The 21,547-nt window shown below is 38.1% G+C and carries 25 protein-coding genes and 1 tRNA gene; 4 read left to right on the forward strand and 22 right to left on the reverse strand.

The genetic code is table 11. The features are described 5' to 3' along the window. Window positions 1-63 precede the first annotated feature (63 nt). Window positions 64-1,023: an IS30 family transposase gene (locus I585_RS03265; protein WP_002330482.1), complete on the forward strand. Its 960-nt coding sequence runs from the start codon at window positions 64-66 to the stop codon at window positions 1,021-1,023. Window positions 1,024-1,080: 57 nt separating this feature from the next. Here the strand turns inward: I585_RS03265 and glnA are convergent, their stop codons facing one another. Further along, the gene (glnA, locus tag I585_RS03270; RefSeq protein WP_010739608.1) at window positions 1,081-2,421 is read right to left on the reverse strand and encodes a type I glutamate--ammonia ligase; all 1,341 of its coding nucleotides are present in this window, start codon (window positions 2,419-2,421) and stop codon (window positions 1,081-1,083) included. A 48-nt stretch (window positions 2,422-2,469) separates the two neighbouring features. Further along, a complete protein-coding gene (locus I585_RS03275) occupies window positions 2,470-2,850 on the reverse strand; it encodes a MerR family transcriptional regulator (RefSeq protein WP_010739609.1) in 381 nt (126 codons plus the stop codon). A gap of 192 nt (window positions 2,851-3,042) precedes the next feature. Here I585_RS03275 and I585_RS23330 point away from each other — a divergent pair, with 192 nt between their 5' ends. Then, a complete protein-coding gene (locus I585_RS23330; protein ID WP_010739610.1) occupies window positions 3,043-3,216 on the forward strand; it encodes a hypothetical protein in 174 nt (57 codons plus the stop codon). Window positions 3,217-3,246: 30 nt separating this feature from the next. Here the strand turns inward: I585_RS23330 and I585_RS03280 are convergent, their stop codons facing one another. The 5 genes from I585_RS03280 to I585_RS03300 form a co-directional block, all read right to left on the reverse strand. Further along, window positions 3,247-4,503: a methionine gamma-lyase family protein gene (locus I585_RS03280; RefSeq protein ID WP_010739611.1), complete on the reverse strand. Its 1,257-nt coding sequence runs from the start codon at window positions 4,501-4,503 to the stop codon at window positions 3,247-3,249. After that, window positions 4,487-5,731, reverse strand: a complete 1,245-nt coding sequence (gene hflX, locus I585_RS03285) for a GTPase HflX (RefSeq protein WP_010739612.1) — start codon at window positions 5,729-5,731, stop codon at window positions 4,487-4,489. Before hflX ends, I585_RS03280 begins: the two co-directional genes overlap by 17 nt. A 135-nt stretch (window positions 5,732-5,866) precedes the next feature. Continuing rightward, complete coding sequence (gene miaA / locus I585_RS03290; RefSeq protein WP_010739613.1) at window positions 5,867-6,802, reverse strand: tRNA (adenosine(37)-N6)-dimethylallyltransferase MiaA; 936 nt, start codon at window positions 6,800-6,802, stop codon at window positions 5,867-5,869. Beyond that, window positions 6,799-7,533 carry a glycerophosphodiester phosphodiesterase gene (locus tag I585_RS03295; protein WP_010739614.1) on the reverse strand — a complete coding sequence of 245 codons (735 nt, stop codon included), beginning with the start codon at window positions 7,531-7,533 and terminating at the stop codon, window positions 6,799-6,801. Before I585_RS03295 ends, miaA begins: the two co-directional genes overlap by 4 nt. Window positions 7,534-7,611: 78 nt before the next feature. Continuing rightward, window positions 7,612-8,127: a hypothetical protein gene (locus I585_RS03300; protein WP_010739615.1), complete on the reverse strand. Its 516-nt coding sequence runs from the start codon at window positions 8,125-8,127 to the stop codon at window positions 7,612-7,614. 332 nt (window positions 8,128-8,459) lie between these two features. On the opposite strand from I585_RS03300, the gene clpP reads away from it, so the two are divergent. Further along, window positions 8,460-9,053, forward strand: coding sequence for an ATP-dependent Clp endopeptidase proteolytic subunit ClpP (gene clpP / locus I585_RS03305; protein WP_010739616.1), 594 nt, complete (start codon window positions 8,460-8,462; stop codon window positions 9,051-9,053). Between the two features lie 118 nt (window positions 9,054-9,171). Here clpP and I585_RS03310 read toward each other — a convergent pair whose 3' ends face one another. The 5 genes from I585_RS03310 to I585_RS03330 form a co-directional block, all read right to left on the reverse strand. Further along, complete coding sequence (locus tag I585_RS03310) at window positions 9,172-9,813, reverse strand: lactate utilization protein (RefSeq protein WP_010739617.1); 642 nt, start codon at window positions 9,811-9,813, stop codon at window positions 9,172-9,174. A gap of 171 nt (window positions 9,814-9,984) precedes the next feature. Then, window positions 9,985-10,539, reverse strand: a complete 555-nt coding sequence (locus I585_RS03315) for a DUF3788 domain-containing protein (protein WP_244265969.1) — start codon at window positions 10,537-10,539, stop codon at window positions 9,985-9,987. Window positions 10,540-10,574: 35 nt separating this feature from the next. Further along, window positions 10,575-11,231, reverse strand: a complete 657-nt coding sequence (locus I585_RS03320) for a DNA/RNA non-specific endonuclease (RefSeq protein ID WP_010739619.1) — start codon at window positions 11,229-11,231, stop codon at window positions 10,575-10,577. 148 nt (window positions 11,232-11,379) lie between these two features. Then, entirely contained in the window at window positions 11,380-12,324 is a 945-nt protein-coding gene (locus I585_RS03325) for an SPFH domain-containing protein (protein WP_010739620.1), read from the reverse strand. After that, window positions 12,311-12,541, reverse strand: coding sequence for a hypothetical protein (locus I585_RS03330; protein ID WP_010739621.1), 231 nt, complete (start codon window positions 12,539-12,541; stop codon window positions 12,311-12,313). Before I585_RS03330 ends, I585_RS03325 begins: the two co-directional genes overlap by 14 nt. 165 nt (window positions 12,542-12,706) lie before the next feature. On the opposite strand from I585_RS03330, the gene I585_RS03335 reads away from it, so the two are divergent. After that, window positions 12,707-13,399, forward strand: coding sequence for a CPBP family intramembrane glutamic endopeptidase (locus I585_RS03335; protein WP_010739622.1), 693 nt, complete (start codon window positions 12,707-12,709; stop codon window positions 13,397-13,399). A gap of 20 nt (window positions 13,400-13,419) precedes the next feature. Here I585_RS03335 and I585_RS03340 read toward each other — a convergent pair whose 3' ends face one another. From I585_RS03340 to I585_RS03375, 10 genes are all read right to left on the reverse strand, one after another. After that, window positions 13,420-13,764, reverse strand: coding sequence for a DUF1648 domain-containing protein (locus tag I585_RS03340; protein WP_244265970.1), 345 nt, complete (start codon window positions 13,762-13,764; stop codon window positions 13,420-13,422). Between the two features lie 1,283 nt (window positions 13,765-15,047). After that, window positions 15,048-15,119, reverse strand: a tRNA-Met gene (locus tag I585_RS03345). 321 nt (window positions 15,120-15,440) lie between these two features. After that, a complete protein-coding gene (locus tag I585_RS03350) occupies window positions 15,441-16,454 on the reverse strand; it encodes a peptidoglycan amidohydrolase family protein (protein ID WP_010739624.1) in 1,014 nt (337 codons plus the stop codon). A gap of 105 nt (window positions 16,455-16,559) precedes the next feature. After that, window positions 16,560-16,970, reverse strand: a complete 411-nt coding sequence (locus tag I585_RS03355; protein WP_010739625.1) for a phage holin family protein — start codon at window positions 16,968-16,970, stop codon at window positions 16,560-16,562. A 48-nt stretch (window positions 16,971-17,018) separates the two neighbouring features. Beyond that, window positions 17,019-17,144, reverse strand: coding sequence for a CD1375 family protein (locus I585_RS23805; RefSeq protein ID WP_016249934.1), 126 nt, complete (start codon window positions 17,142-17,144; stop codon window positions 17,019-17,021). 37 nt (window positions 17,145-17,181) lie between these two features. Further along, complete coding sequence (locus tag I585_RS23810) at window positions 17,182-17,295, reverse strand: CD1375 family protein (protein ID WP_010739627.1); 114 nt, start codon at window positions 17,293-17,295, stop codon at window positions 17,182-17,184. Further along, window positions 17,296-17,640: a hypothetical protein gene (locus tag I585_RS03360; RefSeq protein ID WP_016249935.1), complete on the reverse strand. Its 345-nt coding sequence runs from the start codon at window positions 17,638-17,640 to the stop codon at window positions 17,296-17,298. 10 nt (window positions 17,641-17,650) lie between these two features. Continuing rightward, on the reverse strand, window positions 17,651-19,441 hold the full coding sequence (locus tag I585_RS03365; RefSeq protein WP_111945103.1) for a BppU family phage baseplate upper protein: 1,791 nt from the start codon (window positions 19,439-19,441) through the stop codon (window positions 17,651-17,653). A 27-nt stretch (window positions 19,442-19,468) separates the two neighbouring features. Continuing rightward, on the reverse strand, window positions 19,469-20,518 hold the full coding sequence (locus I585_RS03370; protein ID WP_010739630.1) for a hypothetical protein: 1,050 nt from the start codon (window positions 20,516-20,518) through the stop codon (window positions 19,469-19,471). Beyond that, window positions 20,518-21,540, reverse strand: a complete 1,023-nt coding sequence (locus tag I585_RS03375; protein WP_010739631.1) for a phage tail protein — start codon at window positions 21,538-21,540, stop codon at window positions 20,518-20,520. Before I585_RS03375 ends, I585_RS03370 begins: the two co-directional genes overlap by 1 nt. Window positions 21,541-21,547 lie beyond the last annotated feature (7 nt).

The following is a 21,547-nucleotide window of genomic DNA, read 5'->3' on the forward strand; positions in this document are numbered from 1 at the left end:
AAAAAGCCATTTGTGCTACACTCAAAATAGTTCTGACCAAAGAATTATAAGGAGTGAGTACAAATGACCTATACCCATCTTACAACGGATGAACTTGTAATGATAGAGTCTTATTTCAAAATAAATCAATCTGTTGCGAAAACTGCGCATTGCTTGAATCGTTCAAGACAAACGATCCATAAAGTATACCTATTCTTCAAGCAAGGAAAATCAGCCTTAGAATACTATCAACAGTATAAGAAAAACAAATCAAACTGTGGTAGACGCCCGCTTGTTTTACCCGAGGAACAATCAGAATATATTCAAAGAAAGGTTGTTCAAGGATGGACACCCGATGTGATTGTTGGTCGTGCAGCGTTTCCTATTCGTTGTTCTGCTCGTACCATTTATCGTATGTTCAAAAAGGGGCTATTTAATCCTTCTGACTTACCGATGAAAGGCAAGCGTAAACCGAATGGACATCAAGAAAGGCGTGGAAAACAAGCTTTCCGCCGATCTATTCATGAACGTGAAAAAGATTATAGCCAATTCTCAAATGAGTTTGGTCACCTTGAAGGTGACACTATCGTAGGTCTGAAACATAAAAGTGCTGTAATTACCTTAGTTGAACGATTATCAAAAGTTATCATCACATTGAAACCGTGTGGTAGACAAGCGATTGATATTGAAAAAAAATTAAATCATTGGTTTGAATCTGTACCGAAAAATCTATTCAAATCCATCACTTTTGATTGTGGAAAGGAATTTTCAAATTGGAAACAAATCAGTAATGCCAATGATATTGCCATTTATTTCGCTGATCCAGGAACGCCGTCTCAAAGAGGCCTAAACGAGAATTCTAACGGATTGTTACGTAGAGATGGTTTATTGAAATCTATGGATTTCAATTCAGTAGATGAATCTTTTATTCAATCTGTCACATCTAAACGAAATAATATTCCTAGAAAATCACTGGATTATCGAACACCTTTGGAAGTATTTTTGAGTTACGTAAGTATTGATGATTTGTCTAACTTAATTTGACAATTAAGATGACAAAAAAACTCTTGAGGATGCCCTCAAGAGTTTTGCGAGTTTGGATTAGTAAAGTTCTAAATATTGATCGCGTTCCCATTCTGAGACAGTTTGACGGAAAGCTGCCCATTCCATACGTTTTGCTTCATTGAAATTCGTATAGATATGATTACCTAAAGCATCGACCATGATTTGATCCTTACGCAATGCTTTGATCGCATTGTGGATAGTAGATGGTAAATCATAGATTTCTGCTTCTTTGCGTTCTTCTTCTGTCATCACATAGATGTTACGATCAACCGCTGCAGGCGGTGTTAGATCATTACGGATACCATCTAAGCCTGCTTCTAATAAAACAGCCATCGTCAAGTATGGATTAGCAGCCGGATCAACTGAACGTAATTCTAGACGAGTTGATAGTCCACGTGATTCTGGAATACGAATCAGTGGTGAACGGTTGCGACCGCTCCAAGCTACATAAACGGGTGCTTCAAAACCAGGAACTAAACGTTTATAAGAGTTAACGATTGGATTACATACTGCCGTGTATGCGCGTGCGTGTTTCAATAAGCCTGCTAAAAATTGGTAAGCAGTTTTGCTTAATTTCATTGGACCGTCTTCATCGTAGAATACATTGCCTTCGTCATTGAACAATGACATGTTGCAGTGCATACCTGATCCATTGATACCATAAAGAGGTTTTGGCATAAATGTCGCATGTAGTCCATGTTTGCGAGCAATTGTCTTAACAACTAATTTAAAGGTTTGGATATTATCACAAGCTTCGATCGCGTCCGCATATTTAAAGTCAATTTCATGTTGTCCAGGAGCTACTTCATGGTGCGAAGCTTCTACTTCAAAGCCTAAACTTTCAAGTTCTAACACGATGTCGCGACGACAATTTTCACCTAAATCCGTTGGAGCAAAGTCAAAGTATCCACCTTTGTCATTCAAGTCTAATGTTGGATCGCCATTTTCGTCCATCTTGAATAAGAAGAACTCTGGTTCAGGACCTAAGTTGAATGAAGTGAAACCAAATTCATCCATTCCCTTTAACACACGCTTCAAGTTTCCGCGCGGATCTCCAGCAAACGGTTCGCCATCCGGACCATAAATATCACAAATCAAACGTCCAACTTTTCCATGATCACTTTCCCATGGGAAGATCATCCAAGTAGTCAAATCTGGATATAAATACATATCGCTTTCTTCGATTCGTACAAACCCTTCGATAGATGAACCGTCGAACATCATTTTATCATCCAGAACTTTATCCATTTGACTAACTGGTACTTCAACATTTTTTATAGTCCCCATAATATCTGTAAACATCAGACGTAAAAAGCGGACGTTTTCTTCTTCGACAATTCGTTTGATATCCTCTTTACTTAGATCTCTTTTCGGCATAATATCTAATCCCTTCCTCGCACTTCATTTTTTTATATTCCACAATCACTACAGCTTTGGGCCTTGTGATTGATATGGATTTTGCTGTTGTAACCCACCTTGGGTTAACATTTCGTCATAAAAAATACGGCGGACATCTTTGTCGGTCAATGACGGTTTCTCTTTGGCAGCTTTGATTTCTTCTTGACGCATTTGATAGACCCGTTTAATTCCTGCCATATTAAGTCCATCGGATAAATAATCTTTTATTTCTAACAACACATCAATGTCATTTAGAGAATACATCCTACGGTTACCTTCACTTCGTTCTGGATGAATCAGTTCTTGCTCCTCATAGTACCGAATCTGCCTTGCAGTCAAATCTGTTAGCTTCATAACTGTACCAATTGGAAAAACAGCAAGTGAACGTCGCAATTCTTTTTCCCGCATAACATCTCCTCCTTGTTTTTTGATGTTGAAAAAAGGATACCACCCGATAGACCAATCGTCAAGGGCTAATGTCAGATTTCCTTACATAGAATTCCGGAATGTTCGTTTTTTCAAAGCGAAGCTGATTAAATCAACGTTTAAAAAGAGAAAAAAATTGTTATAATAGATAAAAAGAAGCGAGAAGGTGTAATATTGCCAAAATTCAAAATTGGTGAGACCGTTCAAATAAAGAAGAAACATTCAATGACGGGATATATTGGAATAGTTGTAGCTTATCAAAATGAGAACCATACCTATCTTGTACGTTTCAGTCATGATCAAGTATTAATTTTTCTTGAAGAAGAGTTGGCTAAAATGAATGCATAAAAAAACGAAGTCGTTTGGACTTCGGTTTTTTTATGATTGATGATAGACCTCATTCACAGCATTCGCTACTGCAACCTTGACATGTTCAAAGGTCAAACCGCCTTGAAGATATAATGAATATGGTTCTCTCAACGGTCCATCCGCACTTAATTCGATACTTGCGCCTTGAATAAACGTTCCTGCCGCCATGATAATATCGTCTTCATACCCAGCCATATAAGAGGGTATCGGCGCAACATAAGCATCGATTGGTGAATATTTTTGAATTGCCTGACAGAATTGAATCATTTTTTCACGATTATGGAAATCAATCAACTGAATCAAGTCCGTTCGCGGTTCATCCCACTTCGGTGTTGAGTCTAAGTTGTACTCCGCTAATAAGGCAGCAGAAAAAATGGCTCCTTGAACAGCTTGACTGACTACATGCGGCGCTAAGAAAAAGCCTTGCAGCATATCAAAAACACTGCCCAACATTGCCCCGCCTTCCGCTCCTACACCTGGTGTAGTTAAACGATAAGCGCAGCGCTCAATCAAATCCTGTTTTCCAGCAATATATCCACCTGTTTTGGCAATCCCACCACCTGGATTCTTGATCAATGAACCCGCCATCAAGTCTGCCCCGACTTGCGTTGGTTCCATTAGTTCTGCAAACTCGCCATAGCAATTATCACCGAAAATAACGATATTCGGTGCGATGGTTTTAACGAAATCACACATCTCTTTGATTTTTTCTATAGTAAATGATGGTCGCGATGCATAACCACGTGATCTTTGAATCGCTATGACCTTCGTTTTATCAGTTATTTTCTGCTTAATCCCATCAAAATCAACATTTCCGTCCGCTAAAAGATCCACTTCATCGTATCCAATATTATATTCCTTAAAAGATCCGATTCCATTTCCCTGCACCCCTATGACTTCTAACAAAGTATCATAAGGAGTTCCAGTAATATAAAGCAAATCATCACCCGGCCGCAGCACGCCGAATAGTGCAGTAGAAATCGCATGGGTCCCTGAAACGATTTGCGGACGAACTAAAACGGCTTCCGCCTCAAACGTTTGCGCATAAACAGCTTCTAAAACATCGCGCCCTTGGTCGTCGTTTCCATACCCAGTTGACGCTAAAAAATGACTTTCCGAAACATGATTCTCTCTAAAAGCCGATAATACTTTAGCTTGATTCGACAAAGCAACTTCTCGTACTGCCTGAAGCCGGTCAGCAATTTTGTGGTCAACTTTATCGATCTTTTCAACTAACTCTGGCGCCAGCTCAGTTGTCCAATTCATCTTCCATTCTCCTAATCCAGAGAGACTTCTTCTTTGCAAATCCTCGTACGATATATTGTTCCTTTTCCTCATCAAAGGTTTCGCTCAAGACAAGAGTCTCTCGTTTCATCTCACTTAACGCCTGACCTTCATCAGCATTCAAGGTAAGCAAGTACGGATCCAGCAGGTCCATAATCTCACGTTTGATCGCCTCAGCCAGCAATTCTTTCCCTTTGGTCGTTTTTGCAGAAATCAAAACATTTGGAAACAACGTCGGCGTAAAAGTAAACTCATCGATTCGATCAGCCTTATTATAGATAGTCAGCATTGGAATGGTATCCATCTCAAGCTCTTTCAACAAATTCATCACTGTTCTTTCTTCTTGTTGACGATCTTCAGCACTGGCATCTACGATATGTAACAAAAGATCCATACCCCTGCTTTCTTCCAAAGTTGATTGAAAGGCATCGACTAATTGTGTCGGCAAGTCCTGAATAAACCCAACCGTATCAGTAATGGTTGTTTCCATTCCTTGAGGCAAATGCCATCGCTTCGTTAGCGGATCTAAGGTCGCAAATAATTGATCTTCAGAGTACGTATCCGCATTTGTCAATAAATTCAAAATTGTTGACTTTCCAGCATTCGTATAACCAATCAGTCCCATCTGGAAAACACTGGATTGTTGGCGTTTTTGACGACTGCGTTCACGGTGAGCCCCAACTTCTTTTAATTCCTTTTTAATTGCTGAAATACGTCGACGAATGTGCCGACGATCAGTTTCCAGCTTAGTTTCTCCGGGACCACGCGTACCGATACCGCCACCTAGACGTGATAAACTATGGCCTTGACCTACTAAACGTGGTAATAAATAATCTAACTGCGCTAATTCAACCTGAAGTTTTCCTTCTTTCGAACGCGCACGCTGTGCAAAGATATCCAAAATCAACTGAATTCGATCAATTACCGGAACACCGACTTGCTCTTCGATTGTTTGGCTTTGACGTGGTGATAAGGCGTGGTTAAAGATCACAAGTTCTGCTTCATGGGCATCAACCAGTTGCGCCAATTCTTCCACCTTTCCCTTGCCGATAATCGTTTGTCGATCAACTTTTGGACGTTTTTGTGTTAATGAAAAAACTATCTCGCCATGAGCCGTCTTGGTTAGTCCGGCCAACTCATGCATTGATTCTAAATAGTTATATTTACTCTCGTCTGTCTCGACGCCGACTAAAATGACTCTTTCTGACAATCCGCTTCCCCCTTGCTTATACTAAAAACGATTCTCTTATCTAATGTGCCTCTCAGAATGTAGCATTCAAACAGATTCTTAATTTCATATTTCCAATACTAGTTCCATGTGAAAATATTTTCGTCTCGACCATGACTAGCGGCAAAAATCAGAAGTGTCATCCGCTAACCAATCGGCTAAAGTTTCTTCGATTTCTGTAATTAATTCTGGTTGTTGTACCAGATCGAACCAATGAACAGACATACGATTGTGAAACCATGTCAATTGTCGCTTAGCATAACGGCGCGAATGCAGCTTCACTTCTTCAAGCGACTCCGACAGTGAAGAATCCCCCGCTAAATAAGGAAACAATTCTTTGTAGCCAATCCCTTGCGCAGCTTGGACATTCGGATTTTTTGCAAGCATTTCGACCTCACTTAAAAGGCCCCGTTCAACCATCAAATCTACGCGTTGATTGATTCGTTGATACAAAACAGCTCGGTCCGTATTCAAACCGATCAAAAAACTATCGTAAAGTTTCTTTGGCCGATCCTTTGGCTTCAAGATTGAGTGCCCTGTCAGTTCGAAAACCTCTAACGCACGAACTATTTTTTTTCGATTATTATAATGAATTTTTTCTGCAGCTAAGGAATCAACTATTTGCAGTTTTTTCCACAAAGCTTGGTTTCCATTTTTCTCTGCAAAGGCTTCGTACTTTTCCCGTAACGAGTCATCCTCTGGTTCGCCCTCGCTGCCAAGTTTGAAATCCCATAGCAAAGACTGAATATACAGTCCTGTACCACCTACAATAATTGGCAACTTATTTCGTTGACTGATTTCTTGAATCGCCTGTCTAGCCGCTTTTTGAAAATCAGCTGCCGAATAGCTTTCATCAATATCACGTACATCAATCAGATGATGCGGAATTCCTTCCATCTCTTCTACCGTAACTTTAGCAGTTCCGATATCCAATCCACGATACACTTGCATAGAATCACCGCTAATAATTTCCCCATTAAAACGTTTGGCCAAGTCAATACTCAGGCTCGTTTTGCCTACAGCAGTCGGGCCCACGATTGCGATTACTTTCATTTATTATACCTGCTTCTTGCTCGAATCGCCTTTTCTGGGAAGTCAGTAATGATTCCAGCTAGTTTGTTTTCAAAACAAGCCATCATCGTTTCATATAAATTAGGTGTCCATGGACGAATCGCCTTTTCATATTCCTTGACGATACTAGGATTTTGCTTCACCCAATCATAACTCGGATGAACCCCTTCAATAAAATCGCTATCCAAAACAGTCTTATATTTTTCTAAATCATTTTTCTGGATCAGATCATATTGTGCATCTGGTTCATATTCGTGCATGATCCGTAACGAATCAATATTAAAACTCGTATACCAATAGGTAAAGGGCCATTCTTTACTAGTCATGACCGATGAAATTTTTTCTTCAATACCTGGATAATGAAACTTATTCGTCTTAATTTCAATACATAAAAAACCACGAAAACGCATCTGCAACAATAAATTCAAAACTTCTTGCAACGTTGAAATTTTCGTCGCTTGATATTTTTCATCGAACCAACTGCCAGCGTCTAATTCTTTTATTTCTTCTAATGTCAATTCACGAATCAGACCTTTGCCGTCTGTCGTACGATCAACACTCTCATCATGAATCACAACTAATTGCTGATCAGCCGTCAAATGGACATCCAACTCGATACCGTCCGCACCTGTCCGCACTGCTTCCATAAACGCAGGTAATGTATTCTCTGGGTGAGTCCCAGCACTCCCGCGATGAGCAATAATCACTGTCATCTATTATCACCTCGTCTGTAATCACAGATTATAAAATACAATCTGATTTAAATCTGTTCACGTTTTTTCGTGAACTTACTATTGCACATTGAAATGGCGTAAAGGCTGTTTTGTCAAACGAGACAATTGTTGTTTCTTTTCATCCAAGATCTCCAAAAGCTGTTCGGAAAAAGTTTCCATGACAATTCGTCCGCCTTTATACGTATACCCGCCAATCTTAACTGTTTCCTCGGGAGATAAAATAACTTTACGATGTGAAATATTTTTGAAGAACTCTTCAATCAAATAATTAGGCAGATAAAAATTATTTTGTGCGGCGAATGAGTTCAAATAAATGAAATCATCGATTGTGATGTAACAGTCGTCAAATGAATTGAACGCCACATAATCTTGCATTAAAACATTACGTTTAGATAAGATCTCATTGACTTTCTTATTTAAGAGATTAATCGTTTCGATTTCTTTTACCTGATGTTCCAATTCTCTTTCACGATGATGGCGCAGGTCAATATATTTGAAGACAAAAAAGACCGCGATCCCCGTTAATCCTGCCCCAATTAATACGCCGATAAGTCCAATAAATGCGATTTCCACGTTTTTCCCTCCTATTTCATAATTACGGAATTATTTTTTAAATAAAACCGGTCTCCGGCACGTTTGCACTCCGCTAAATTATTGAAAGTGCGGCAATATCAGCCGAAAAAAAATAAATTTTTTAAAAAATTTTAAGTTCAACCACACACTGTTCTATGCGCTATTAATAGTACCATATTTTCATGAATCTAGGATAGTTTGACCTGTTTAAAAAAACGGAGCCTTCTATTTGACCAAAACTGACCAAGGATGTATACTTTCCTTAAGTTTTAGCAATCTAACCTTGTTTGTGCTAAAATAATCTACGAACAATATTTTAAGGAGGATTCACTATGAATTTAGTTCCTACAGTCATTGAACAATCATCTCGTGGCGAACGTGCTTACGACATTTATTCTCGTTTATTGAAAGACCGTATCATCATGTTAAGCGGCGAGGTAAACGACGATATGGCGAACACTATCATCGCCCAATTACTTTTCTTGGATGCCCAAGATTCTGAAAAAGATATTTATCTTTACATCAACTCACCAGGCGGTAGCGTATCTGCCGGCTTAGCAATTTTTGATACAATGAATTTTGTTAAAGCTGATGTACAAACAATCGTTCTTGGTATGGCTGCTTCAATGGGTAGCTTCCTATTAACAGCTGGTGCAAAAGGCAAACGTTTCGCTTTGCCTAATGCTGAGATCATGATTCACCAACCTCTTGGCGGTGCACAAGGTCAAGCAACTGAAATCGAAATCGCTGCACGTCACATTTTAAAAACACGCGAACGTTTGAACAATATTTTGTCTGAACGTACTGGACAACCGATCGAAGTCATTGAACGTGACACTGATCGTGATAACTTTATGAGCGCCGATGAAGCAAAAGCTTATGGGTTGATTGATGAAGTTATGGAAAATAGCAGCTCATTAAGTTAAGCAATAAAAAAACCGAGGAGTTTTCCTCGGTTTTTTTATTTTTCTCTATATCTTGCTAGATCAACGGTTTTCAATTATCAATAGCAAATACGATTCTTTTTACGTTTAATAATTATTTTTACAATCCAATCTCATCAATAATTAGAAAGACTATGATACGTTCCTTAGACATCGAACGTCTTGTTACCGCAATTGTATTGCAAATACATTCAGACTGTAAACAATCTCCGCAATTTCCCCTTTTGATACAGGGTGTTTTTTCCAATCCTAGACGATGAGCATTCAATGGCGCAGTGTTCTTACGGACCATCTCAAGAGTTGTGGCCAGATTACCATAGACTTTCCTCATACTTACAAATGCCAATACTTTATCCGGTCCAAAAGTTAAAGCAGCTACACGATTTCCTACGCTATCGATGTTCACTAACTCCCCGTCTTCTGTGACACCATTGATACTCGTCAAAAAGTAGTCGGCTGTTAATGCTTGTTTCATGACTTGATGTCGTTCTTCCGCTGAACTTGTTTTTTCACGGTCAATCATCTTTTGGTTTCGTTGATACAACTCATCAATAATTCCAGACTGTTCAACCGTGATCGAACCGCCAAAACCAACTGATTTATCCTGATCGATCAATTCTAAAGCTTGATTCTTCGCCGCCGTCAAATTTTGACAAATAATCGCGACAAAATTTCTTCGTTCTAATTTTTTACTCAATGTTAATGCAGCCGCATTATAGCGTTCCCTCTGATAATCCTTCATATACTTCTCCTTAACCATAACTATTCCTATTTAATTGTATAGCATCATTCTTATATTAAATAATAGATATAGGATGGCATCTTTTCAAATCCCATATCCATTTTCGATTATATATCTCTCATTGACAATAGCATTTTAAAAATTAATAAAAAAATGCCTAAGAAAATTCTCTTAGACACTCTGAAGCTTATTCTTTTTTGTCGAACGAGCTCTCAGTGCAGCAAGTTCTTTTATATCTTGTAAAATATCTTCATTTGTTACCTCGAAGGATATCGATTTACCTAACTTACTGGATTTTGCCTGTTGGTACTTATTTTTAGTATATTCATCGCAAATTTGCACCAATAAATCCGCTTCATCTAATTCCTTCGCGCTAAAAGAGACCATCGCAACAAAGTAACCTTCCTTTGGATAAACCGTACATAGCGCTTTTCCGCTTTTTTTAAATTTTATGTTCCAGCCTTTCCAATAATCATCGCCCATTGAACAACCACTATAGACACTTTTAGGTTTCACTTGATAGGTTTGGATCAAATGATTAGCTAAATCGTGCCATAAAGGACTCGAAATAAACTCTGTAATTTGTCGTTCAGTCGGCTCTTGATCAGCGTTGAATAATTCATTCCATTGCATCATAACACCCGCTTTCTTATTATTTATTGATATATACATCCATTTTACCTGATAGTGGTTTGAGCGGCTTGTCTCACAGTGTCTTTTTTGCAAAAAAAATCATCCAAAAAAATGGATGATTCTCTTTTCTATTCCTTTTGTGAATACCCGTTCTGATAATCGATCTTGATGCCGTCCTGAACATTATAAACGAAGAGATTAAATGAGATTTGATCATCTTCAATGCTCTGAGCCTCCATCTGAACACCCCGAGCAATTAACTCTTCCCCTTTAAAATAAGGAGTCACACGGTAGCGCACATGATGATTGGTTTTTCGAATATAGTTTCCGATTGCAATTTCATGCTCATTCATCCCTGGATCATTCAAGGATGCTGTACCGGTCATTAAATTTTTCAGATTATTGTTTTCTCCCGAAAATTGAAACGCGATCAGATGTGCTCGATTATATAGTGGCTTATCATTATAAAATTTTTGATGCCAGCCAGTCGGCTTCACATATAATCGCTCGCGCTCTTGATGAGGCATCAACTCTTTGCCCAACATTGCATTAGCCGAGCCTACACGATTCAGCTGATCCAGGTCAGAAAAGCGCGTCCAAGTTCCATCTTCTAATGAAAGATCGTTTTTAGAAAAATTAGGACGGTTATGATTCAATTGAATCGTTTGATGTTTACCATCATAATCTGGAACTTCTGAAATTTTGCTGACACTGACTTCTTTTACTTCATTACTTGAATCATTATTGGATCCTACCTGTGAGTAGACACCGTAGAGCCCCGCCAATAGAACAACGATTGCCGAAACTATTTTAGGTGCTTGTTTCTTTGTTGCGATGATACTTCAGCTCCTAGTTCATTTAAAAATAAGTTAATGCCTGATCACGTCATTCGATCTACTAGAACTGCCGAAACTGAAAAACAGAACCAACAGTCTATTTAGTTTGTTGCCAAATTTCTTTAATTGCCGGAACGTTGCCAAGCTCGGTCAAATTACTTGGCATAATGACGGTATTGCCATTATTCTCAACCACATGTTTAAATGCCTCAATGCCTAGATAAGCAATCATTTCATCAGTTAGGTTGCTTTCGGCAATCGCTTTATTAATTTCTTTGATTCTTGCCGTCTCTGCTTCCGTAATTTTGGCAATTCGATCAGCTTCCGCCGCTGCATCAATTCGTGTACGGTCTGCTCGTGCATCCGCATCAATTTTGGTTTGTCTTGCTCGCGCTTCTGCATCAATCTGCATTTCAGAGGATTTTGCTTCAGATTCTAAAATGACCGATTGTTTTTTCCCCTCAGAAATTGTAATCAGCGATTCCTTATCTCGACTTGCCGTAATTAATTTATTCATTGAGTTCACGATCTCATCAGAAACCGAAATTTCACCAATATTGATTCGATCAATCGACAAACCGTAGCCTGCAGTAATATCTTTGACACTCTCATAAAGATTTACGTTGATTTCTTCAGTTCCGTTTAATACTTCGTTTAATTCCATCTTACCAATAATTCCTCGTAAGTTGGATTGACAATCCTGGATCATTGACGTGACAGAGTCTTCGTTATCATATACAAAAGCTCTTGCATCTGTCACATGATACTTGATTGCTTCATCAATCTCAACAATTACATTATCACGAGTAATGACACTTTGAGGCTCAATTTGGATCGGCGTTTGCTTTAACGACACTCGACGGCGAACCACATATAAAATTGGAACCAAAAAGTGTAACCCTGGATCTAGCGTCTTGACGTATTTCCCAAAACTTTCAACGACCTTAACCTCACCTTGTTGAACGATTACAATCAATTGACTTACAACAAACAAAACTACAACAACAGCTAATACTAATAAAATAATATTAAATACTACCAATATAATTCACATCACTTTCTTTTAGATTATTATTGATGACCACTAACAATTCCCGACTAGTAAAGTCAATTACTTCCAGCATATCCTCAGGCTCGGGCGGCCCGTAAATCACTTTATAATCATACCAGCTACCCAAAATCCGAATAATTCCAGTTATACTGGACCCTTTACTGCGGAAACATTTCCCCATCGTTTTTTGCATTTGATAATCCGACAAACCCTCAACTCCTTTTAAACTCATATACTGCGCTAAAACAAAAAAGCGAAATACGTTCCAAGTACTAGTATACCAAAACAATCAAAGTCGAAATCTATAATGTTCCATATTGCTTTACACTTTCACTCTATTTTTTTACACTATGAAAAGAATGGGGGATAAAATATGGTAACAAATAAAAAACAATGGTGGGGACTTCTAGTTATTCCATTAGAATTACTGATTGGAAATGTCCTTTTTCCACTTCTTCACGTTGATAAAAATCCAAAAATTGCCTTGTTAGTTTCAACGCTGCTTTTTTTAACAGGATTTTTAGTCATGATTTATCTGTTCCGAGATTTTTTAAAGGCTCAATGGCAACTTTTCCGACAAAAACTTTTTCGACGGTTGTTGCTGAGCATCCTTTTAGTTGCTGGTGCTTTCATATTGCTGCAGGTCGTTCGTAATTTAATTCCTAGTGAACTCCTTCAAGTTCGCTCCTCGACAAACGATTCTTCAAAAACACTTAGTTCAGGATGGGTACTTTTAGCTGCGGTTGCACCTTTTCTTGCTCCTTTTGCTGAAGAATTGACCTTTCGCTACTTATTGTTAGGAAGCTTTTCTAGCAAAGCACTGCAAGTGATCATGCTTTTTGTCCAAGGTATTTTATTTGGATTGATTCATTGGAACAATTTTAATGGGAATATATACGCTATGGTCCCTTACATGGTTATAGGCGTCTATTTCGGTTTAATTTATCTGATTTCCAAAAATATTTGGAGCTCTATCATGGTTCATTGGATGCTAAACACGATGAATTCAATGCTGCCGGCCCTACTGCTTTTGATCTTAAGTCTATTTGGCATCACTACTTCTTAGTCCTCCCTGTGAGGATTTTTTTATTTCAACATCTGTGCATACAAGAGAAATAAATACATTCCAACGCCGCATATTAATATCAAACACCCACACATAATAATTTTATGCAGGTGATTCTGACCACTCGCTGTAGAATATTTCATATCAATATAATTACTTCTGCCGATCAACGCAACCAGTAATAAAAGTATCGGAAATAAAAAGACGGCTGGCTTGCTACCAAAGTTATTCACGCTTCCATCAAAACCAAACTGGATCGGAATCCTATTTGGAAGACGAGAATAGAAAATAATTCCCCACCCAAAGAAAAATGCCGCTAATGCAATGCTGATTCGAATTACCCAACGATATACTCCCTCAAACATCATTTTCTTCCCTCCTTCAATTTAGCAATTAGTATATTCTTACAATCAAGAGAACTCTAGTAATTTCAAATACAAAAAGGGCTATTTTTTATACAAACAAATCCCTTCATTAAAGTAAGCCCTTTCTACAAATCAACGGCAATTTTAAATATTCTTTTTCGCATAATTCATTTTATGGAAGCATAAAAAAACCAACGCTCAGCCACAAACGTTGGTTTAATCAGGATAAATTACCCTAAGTGAGAGTTGCCTCTCACATCACCCTTAGCATACATCAATCATCGTTTGAATAGCAAGGGGCCTTTAAAAGAAAAGTAAAAGATACCAAAAAACACCACAGCTTAGCAAAACCAAAGCTGCAGTGTTCAAAATAAAGCGGGTGACGGGTTTCTTCTTTAAATTAAGCTCAAATAATTTAAATCTGAAATACTTTAAACACCTTGTTTTTAAGATGTTTGGATTACTCACCGAATGAAATTTTTGGGTAACTCATAGGTAATTCAATACTCACTTTAAAATCACACCTCTCAGAAATTTATCTGCTATCTTTGAAATACTTAAGAATATGTTCGTATAACGTTCGCGAGTTGATTGGGATAATGAGAATATAAAAATAAACCCTCTACATCCAACTAAGGCTGTAGAGGGTGTTTGCTGCATACGAAAACCCACTCCCTAGCAAGGGTAAAGAGTGGGCAAAAGAAAATGTGAGAGCGGATTACTCTCTACTTAGCAGTATATCACTTTTAGGTTTCAGCGCAATAAAAAAACAGGCACCTTTCGCCAGGGTGCCTGCCCCTCCTGTTAGTTGAGGTATGAGGATACTTAGTATTTCTATGATAATATAAAGCGGTTACAATGGCAAATAAAATGATTTCTGAAATAAAAAGGAGCACCCGATTATTCGAGTGCACGCAGATAAAATGAAAGAAAAGTTTCTAGGATACTGACATTTTAATATAAAACGCTTACATAAGCAAGGCATAAGCAATACAAATAAAAAGAAGCACCCGATCACTCAGGTGCTCCACAGAAATAAAAGATTCTCTAGAATAAATTTAGTATACAATGAAACGGTTACATTGAAAAGCAATATGATGATATCGCACCAAAAAGGGACGCTCAATTATTGAGCGCCCCTAGAGAAAATAAAAGATTCACTTGGATCTTTAGTATATAATGTTAAGGTTACATATGCAATAGAAAAAACAGCTTAGTTTAGAAGTCTTTACTATAACTATTTAACTTAAAATCAGTTTTCTAGATTACATTTAGTTTTTTTATGTACTCCGCAGGCCTCGAACCCGCATCTTCCGATATGAACCGGAGTATTCTACCAATTGAACTAAGGGTACTTTAAATGAGTATTATTATTTTTTAAACGTGTTACAATAAAGAAATAGAACGTCAGATCTTCCCCACAGTCCACTTCCCCAAGTAACTGTATCTGACGTTCCCTTTTTTTATGGGCGAGTGACTTCCCAATAGAGTAGATGTTACATAGAAACCGATTTCTTTGCAAATGATACACTCATGTTTCTAAGTTCCACAAAAAAACAACCAGCCTGCACACGACTGGTTGCTGAAAGATGAAACTTAGTTATGAAAAAGAAGTAAGTTCTGGCAAAACTTACACATTCATAATAGCTCTTTTGTTAATATCTTGCAAGCGCATTCTAATACTTAAATCCTTTCATATGCGTTGGATTAATTCCAACATCCTTTGCTTTGCCCATTTCTTGAATCTCTTTCAATACAATAGGCGCATCTGTATTGTTAAATCCTTCCCCTTTAACGCGAACGTCATAGGTTCCATAAGAGTTCGCTTCTGCATACGTCTGCTGGTCTAATAGCACATCCTTCAAGAAATTGCGCACGTGGCCTTCCATCTTCTTGCTTTGCTCATCATTCAAATTCCGTGCCTCGATCTTGATTATAGGTTTGTCTCCATCAACGATCGCAATGTTTTGCTGCATGTAGCCTGGATAGTATGTTTTAAGCTCTTGCTTCAAACGATTGACCGCATTCTCATACTTCCATTTTGAATCGCAAGTGATAACCAGCGTATAGACTTTGTTCGGCTGCAACACACGTTTCACTTGGTCACGAAGCAACGTCCAGGCGTATTTCGTTTGAATACGCTGAACCATTTTTACCGCCTGATCTTTGGTGACATTATCGATCGCAATACCATTCTTATTTCCAGAAGGTTGAGGCTTAGGTGCTGGTGCTGGACTTGGATTCGGTTTAGGCGTGGACTTCAACCGATAGGCATAAAAATAAGGACACCCAGCCATTACCCATCGTTGATCATGATTGGCAATAATTGTTGTATCCTTCCATCCTGTGCATTCTATCCAATTTTGATTATCTAGTGCAATCCCTGTGTGACCGCCGGCACCGGCAGAGTATCCTTTTTGTCCCCAGATGATGATATCTCCGCGTTGCATCGGAAAGTCACTGTTCTCGGCGATTTTTTCATATCCTAACTTCGTAAGGTAATCGTGCAACGTTTCGGTACTCGGAATATATCCATAATCAAAACCGCCTGATTCACGTAAAATACGATAGACAGACCCCGAACAATCACAAGTGCCGTCCGTATAATATCGCGAGCCATACATGCTGTAGCTGCAGTTGTTTACGAAACGCTGAACAACAGCTAAACCCGTTTCAATATTAATGGCCATTATTTTTCCTCCTTCTTTTCTTCGATCTCTTTCGGTTGAGGCTGCAAACCGACATTTTTATCATCGGATTTTTCGTAAGCTTCTTTTGCTTTTTTCATATCCATGTTATTTGTCCTCCTTTTCATCATGTGTTCCTCTAATTTGCAAAAAAGCATCTTTAATTTGATCTGGAAAATTAATGAACACTGAAATGTTTTCTAAGAAGCTAATGCCTTCGTTAGCTAGATAAAACATAATGACGATCTCACGAAGCGGAATCGAGCTACCGATCACCTTTTCTACTTCCACTGCTACTGCAATAACTACAAAGATCAATACCTTTCGAATCAATCCAATAAATCCGATTCTGCTACTGATTTCTTTCAAATTCCATGCTTTTAATAATCCAGTTAAGTAATCCACAATTACCAAATATACCAACGCGTGCAAAATTGCATCCATCCCTCCAAGCCAACTAACCATTACACCGCCCAACACCCCTGTTACAATAGATGCTGCATTTAAATATTTTTCCAAAATAAATTCCCCCTTCCAATCAAAATAAAAAGCACACTCGAAAGTGTGCTACTGTGCCAATTCAGGTAAATCCATATCCACCAATATTTCTCTCACTTGTTCGCGGATCAGACCAGGTACTTGTTCGATCGTTTTCCTACCTTTGATAATCAACGTCGCGTAGACTACTGCCATTGTATTCACCTCTTTTCTGAGCAAATAAAAAGCAATCTTAATCCGCAATGTCTGCATCCAAGATCGCTTGTACTTCTTTTCTAATTGTCTTTGGTACTTCCTCAATAGTTTTCAGACCTTTCTGAATCAAATTGACGTAAATATTTGCCATCTAATTAACCTCCCTGTCTGCTGGAACGAGCATTTCATACACTTCAGCTAACGCTAATTGAGTATCAGTCAATTGGTTTTCTTGGACTTCTGCCTTTTCTTTTAAGAATTCATTTTCCTTTTGGACAGTTTCTGTTAAAGTCTCAATCAACTCTAATTTTTCTGCGTAATTTGGAGTAACCGTCTCTTCCCATCTGTTCTTAGAAAAATTAAAGAACTGAGATTGTGGATTTTCCAAATTTTGAATAGGTACTTCTTCAACAAATGGCAACACCGTTGGAAAATCATCCGACACCTCGTGTTCTTCGTAACCTACTGGATATAGGACCTTATAAATAGTTTTCATTTCTTTCCTCCTATAATTTATTCTTCGCAAAGTACGTAGCAGAGCCAGTATAATATTTATTTGCTTCCAACCCCCATAATGCTGTTACTTTACCTGAAGCATCAATAGTCAGTGCCTTATCAAAAGTAACATCTACCTGAATAGATCCGGATGGAACTATATCTGCTTCTAAAGAATCGATAAGGTTCCCGCCAGAGGCAATATCCGTACTTCTACACTGGAAGTTAAAATTGACTAAAATCCAATCTCCGTATCGTTTAAATCTAACTATTCCAGATTGAATAGACGAATCTGTTTCGCTAGTATGATCAAATACAATTTCTCCTTTTTGGGACAGCACGTTTCTCCCATTAACCTGAAGTCCGTTCGCAAAATTCTTGATCCCCAATACTGTTTCATTTTCAGTCATAGATACGAACTTATCTTTCGTCCATTTAGCAATTGATTGAAAAACCCGAAGTGGAGTCATCGTTTTAGTATTGTCTTCGCTTGCTTCTGCCTCTTCTTGAGCTGCTAAATTTTCTATGTGATTGGCAGCTATCATGGATTGAATAAACTCATTCATAGAAAGCTCAATCGTAAATTGATAATTTGCATAATCTAAGTTTGCTGCCGACGCTGTACTATCATCTGAAACCGGCGCATATGCTATAAAATGACAATTGCCATCACTATCTATATATTCCTTAGCATTATTAATTGGAATAGAAATGTTTGAAACAGTGGCAGTTGTACGTGATTTTGTTCCGGACCAATTAAGCCAGCGAACATTCCATACCGCGAAAGTCAGCTTATTTCCCCCAGCACCTACTCCATAACCATAAACATTACCCTGATCATTCGTTATTTTCGGCTTGATTAGTTCAACCTGTTCAGAATTACTCAACGCTCCTTGAGCTGTAAAATATTCTTCGCCAAGCTGTTTCTTTAAAAAGTCCAATACATTGTAAGATAGAAGCACTTGCCTTATATATCCGGCTCCGGTTGTAGGATATGAAGATAAGTTATTATCCAGTTTTGCAATTTTATTGTAACTATTCTGATCAATTTCACTCGTGAAATTTGAGGGTACACCTAAAGAAGTTCCTCCATACGCTTTGTAAGTATTGGCGTTGTTAGTCATGACCCCAGCTTCTTTACCTAAAAAATCAAGAGTAAAGGTCATTCGAACTTTTTCTTTACCAATTACTTGATAGATCACGTTTGCAGAACTTTCTTGTTTAGTGAAAACGTCATTATCTTCAATACTTTTCAATATCTCTGCTTGTTTGCTTTTTATATCTGATGTCTGAATTTCTAAGGAAGTGACTTTTGAAGACAGATCATTTAGAACAGTTTCGCAGTTACTCTCTACTTGATCGATTAAACGTTTTGATTCTTGTATAATCTCGTTGAATCCTTGCCAATAATAATCCTCCAATTCAGGAACATCCTCATCGATAGGGCTTCGTTTAATGTCAAAAGTAAACCTCCCGGCAGTATCAAGTGATCGTGAATCAGGTAATTCAATATAAACCGAACCATCTACACGGCCAACGTACCCCAAAATATTGTCTTCTAAAACAATAGAGACTATTCCTTCTAAAGCATTCTCAATTACCGCATGGTAAATATGACGTCCTTTTCCCTTAGCCGCTGTGTCTGAATTGAACTCTAAAAGGATCGGAACGATTGTTCCTTGAGGTAAGGTCTGATTTATATGATCTTTTTTCAACTGAATGATCAGTTTAGCAGTCCCTTTGTCATGGGACCAAAAAACCACTCCTGTAGGTATAGGAGTGGTTGCTTCAGCTTGAATCACAATTATTTCTTCGCTTGTTTTGAACAATTAGATCACCGACCCCTTTGTTAATATCAATCCTCTTTCGATCGTTCTAGTATTTGTTGTAGCGATATTTAAATCACTTGGGATTCTTCCGGTGCCGTTCCAAACCACTAACAGTTCGCTATTTGAAGACCCTTTAATACCGGATACATTTACCTCAGCCATCCCTACTGCATACAAGCACATCAATTGATTAATAAAAGTTGTATCTGACCCAACGGTGGCTTTCGAACTTCCTCCAACATAAATAGATTTGTGATTGGCAATTGATTTTGTATTCTCTGCAAACTTACACTTCGCCAAACTCATGTATCCGCCTTGTTCTTGATACAACGAATACCTTGTATTACCTATAGACGGTGCATTTCCTTGATCTATGAATTGGATCCCTCGTAATTGAAGGTACCCAGTGCAATACATAAACGACATTGACCGAACTTTAACTGGACAATCAGTTGTTGATGGATCAAGATTCGTCGTATCTTGGACCGATCGAATATAAATACCACCAGAATAGATGTTTCTAAAGCGAACATCTTCAAGAAACGTACCATCTTCAACGAGGATAACGACTTGGCTCGACGTTAATAGTGGAATCGTGTTCACTGCGGCTTGGAGTGTCTTAAACGGTAATGCTTGCGACCCATCCGCTGTACTATTGTTGCCTCGCTCCGTTGAAACATAGATAGTTAGTGTACCACCGTATTCCCCAAGTATTTTATCAAGCTTCTTATTTATTTCTGAGATACTTACATTCTGATTTTCCAATTCTGATCGTGTTTCCGCCATGTCTTCATCATGCGTGAACTCCCCAGCGAGTAGTCTCCCTTGAAGTGTATCGAATTGTTGTGCTCGGTTATTTACCCGTGCGTCCACTACTTCGTTTGGGGAATCGCCGCCCGAATGCAGGACTAAATTGTCAATTCTCTTGTCAACGACGTCAATTTTTTGATTTTGGTCACTTGTAATACCGTTCAAAATATCCACATTATCGTTGAACGTTTTTTTCCATTCTGTTGAAATCCGATTTTTAATGAGTTTTAGTAGTTCCACTAAATCACTCCTTTCCTAGCTAAGTTCGCTAGTATTGATGTCATTGTTTTCTTCGTATTTGATAACGTGATTTCAGGCGGTTTATCAGGCAATGCAGGGTAACAAGTTATACCTACCACTCGTATAAGCGAATTAATATTTAAAGGTTCATAGATAAATGGAACTCTATCGCCTTTTTCCAATTCAATAACCCACTTTAGTGAGATTGAGCCAGAAATATCAGGAAAGTCATGTATTTCTTGCTTTAGCCGTGCAGACATATTTCCCGGTATTGTATATCTTTGATCCTCAACCGGATCTTGAACTCTAATACCATATTTCTCAGCCAGAGGACTTGTATAAGTTATTGGACTAAAAATATAGTTATCTTTGTCATCCGTTTTACCAAAACCACGTATTTGAGTCTTTAAAGCAAACGTGTCAATATCAAACTTCACTTCATCAGTATTAAATTTATATCGGATTTGTTTTTCTGTGGTTTGTCCATAGTCCTCTCTAGGATAGAATCTAAGGTGTTTATTGTCAGGAATAACTACACATTTGTAATCATCTATAACCTCATTAATAAGATCCAAATAGTTACCATTTCCAAAGTTTTCCTGCTCAACTTTACTAAATACACCGATCGGATCTATAACCTCCCAGGTAAAACCATTGTTTCCTGATTTGAAAATGTGTGATAAAACTTGATTAATTGTCAAATTCCCGGTCAGTGAACCATCATATTGTCTACAGTCCTGAATCGTATAGTAAATATGAGTAGCTGTCACATCCTTATATATTTTTGAGCCTGAAGCATAACTAGCCATTTGCTTTATTACAAAGCGTTGGCCATTCCAAATCAAAATGTTTTCGTAATCAATCAAATCAAAACTAATCCCGTTAAAATTTGTTCTTTGTATAGTAAAACTGACTTCCCATGTTTCATTTTCTTGCCAAGATTCATAGAAAGAATCCTTATCATAACCGATAAGGATTTCTTCATTGCTCTCCTCTAAATTTCCAACTAACAAATCAGTCATGATACCA

The organism is Enterococcus malodoratus ATCC 43197, assembly GCF_000407185.1.
GTDB classification, from domain to species: domain Bacteria; phylum Bacillota; class Bacilli; order Lactobacillales; family Enterococcaceae; genus Enterococcus_A; species Enterococcus_A malodoratus.

Coding starts and splice junctions, on each gene's coding strand:
- clpP (WP_010739616.1), top strand. CDS start 8,460: ATGAATTTAGTTCCTACAGTCATTGAACAATCATCTCGTGGCGAACGT.
- I585_RS03350 (WP_010739624.1), bottom strand. CDS start 16,454: ATGGCCATTAATATTGAAACGGGTTTAGCTGTTGTTCAGCGTTTCGTA.
- I585_RS03275 (WP_010739609.1), bottom strand. CDS start 2,850: ATGCGGGAAAAAGAATTGCGACGTTCACTTGCTGTTTTTCCAATTGGT.
- miaA (WP_010739613.1), bottom strand. CDS start 6,802: ATGAAAGTAATCGCAATCGTGGGCCCGACTGCTGTAGGCAAAACGAGC.
- I585_RS03335 (WP_010739622.1), top strand. CDS start 12,707: ATGGTAACAAATAAAAAACAATGGTGGGGACTTCTAGTTATTCCATTA.
- I585_RS23810 (WP_010739627.1), bottom strand. CDS start 17,295: ATGGCAAATATTTACGTCAATTTGATTCAGAAAGGTCTGAAAACTATT.
- glnA (WP_010739608.1), bottom strand. CDS start 2,421: ATGCCGAAAAGAGATCTAAGTAAAGAGGATATCAAACGAATTGTCGAA.
- I585_RS23805 (WP_016249934.1), bottom strand. CDS start 17,144: ATGGCAGTAGTCTACGCGACGTTGATTATCAAAGGTAGGAAAACGATC.
- I585_RS03375 (WP_010739631.1), bottom strand. CDS start 21,540: ATGACTGATTTGTTAGTTGGAAATTTAGAGGAGAGCAATGAAGAAATC.
- I585_RS03340 (WP_244265970.1), bottom strand. CDS start 13,764: ATGTTTGAGGGAGTATATCGTTGGGTAATTCGAATCAGCATTGCATTA.
- I585_RS03310 (WP_010739617.1), bottom strand. CDS start 9,813: ATGAAGGATTATCAGAGGGAACGCTATAATGCGGCTGCATTAACATTG.
- I585_RS03360 (WP_016249935.1), bottom strand. CDS start 17,640: ATGAAAACTATTTATAAGGTCCTATATCCAGTAGGTTACGAAGAACAC.
- I585_RS03265 (WP_002330482.1), top strand. CDS start 64: ATGACCTATACCCATCTTACAACGGATGAACTTGTAATGATAGAGTCT.
- I585_RS03280 (WP_010739611.1), bottom strand. CDS start 4,503: ATGAATTGGACAACTGAGCTGGCGCCAGAGTTAGTTGAAAAGATCGAT.
- I585_RS03295 (WP_010739614.1), bottom strand. CDS start 7,533: ATGACAGTGATTATTGCTCATCGCGGGAGTGCTGGGACTCACCCAGAG.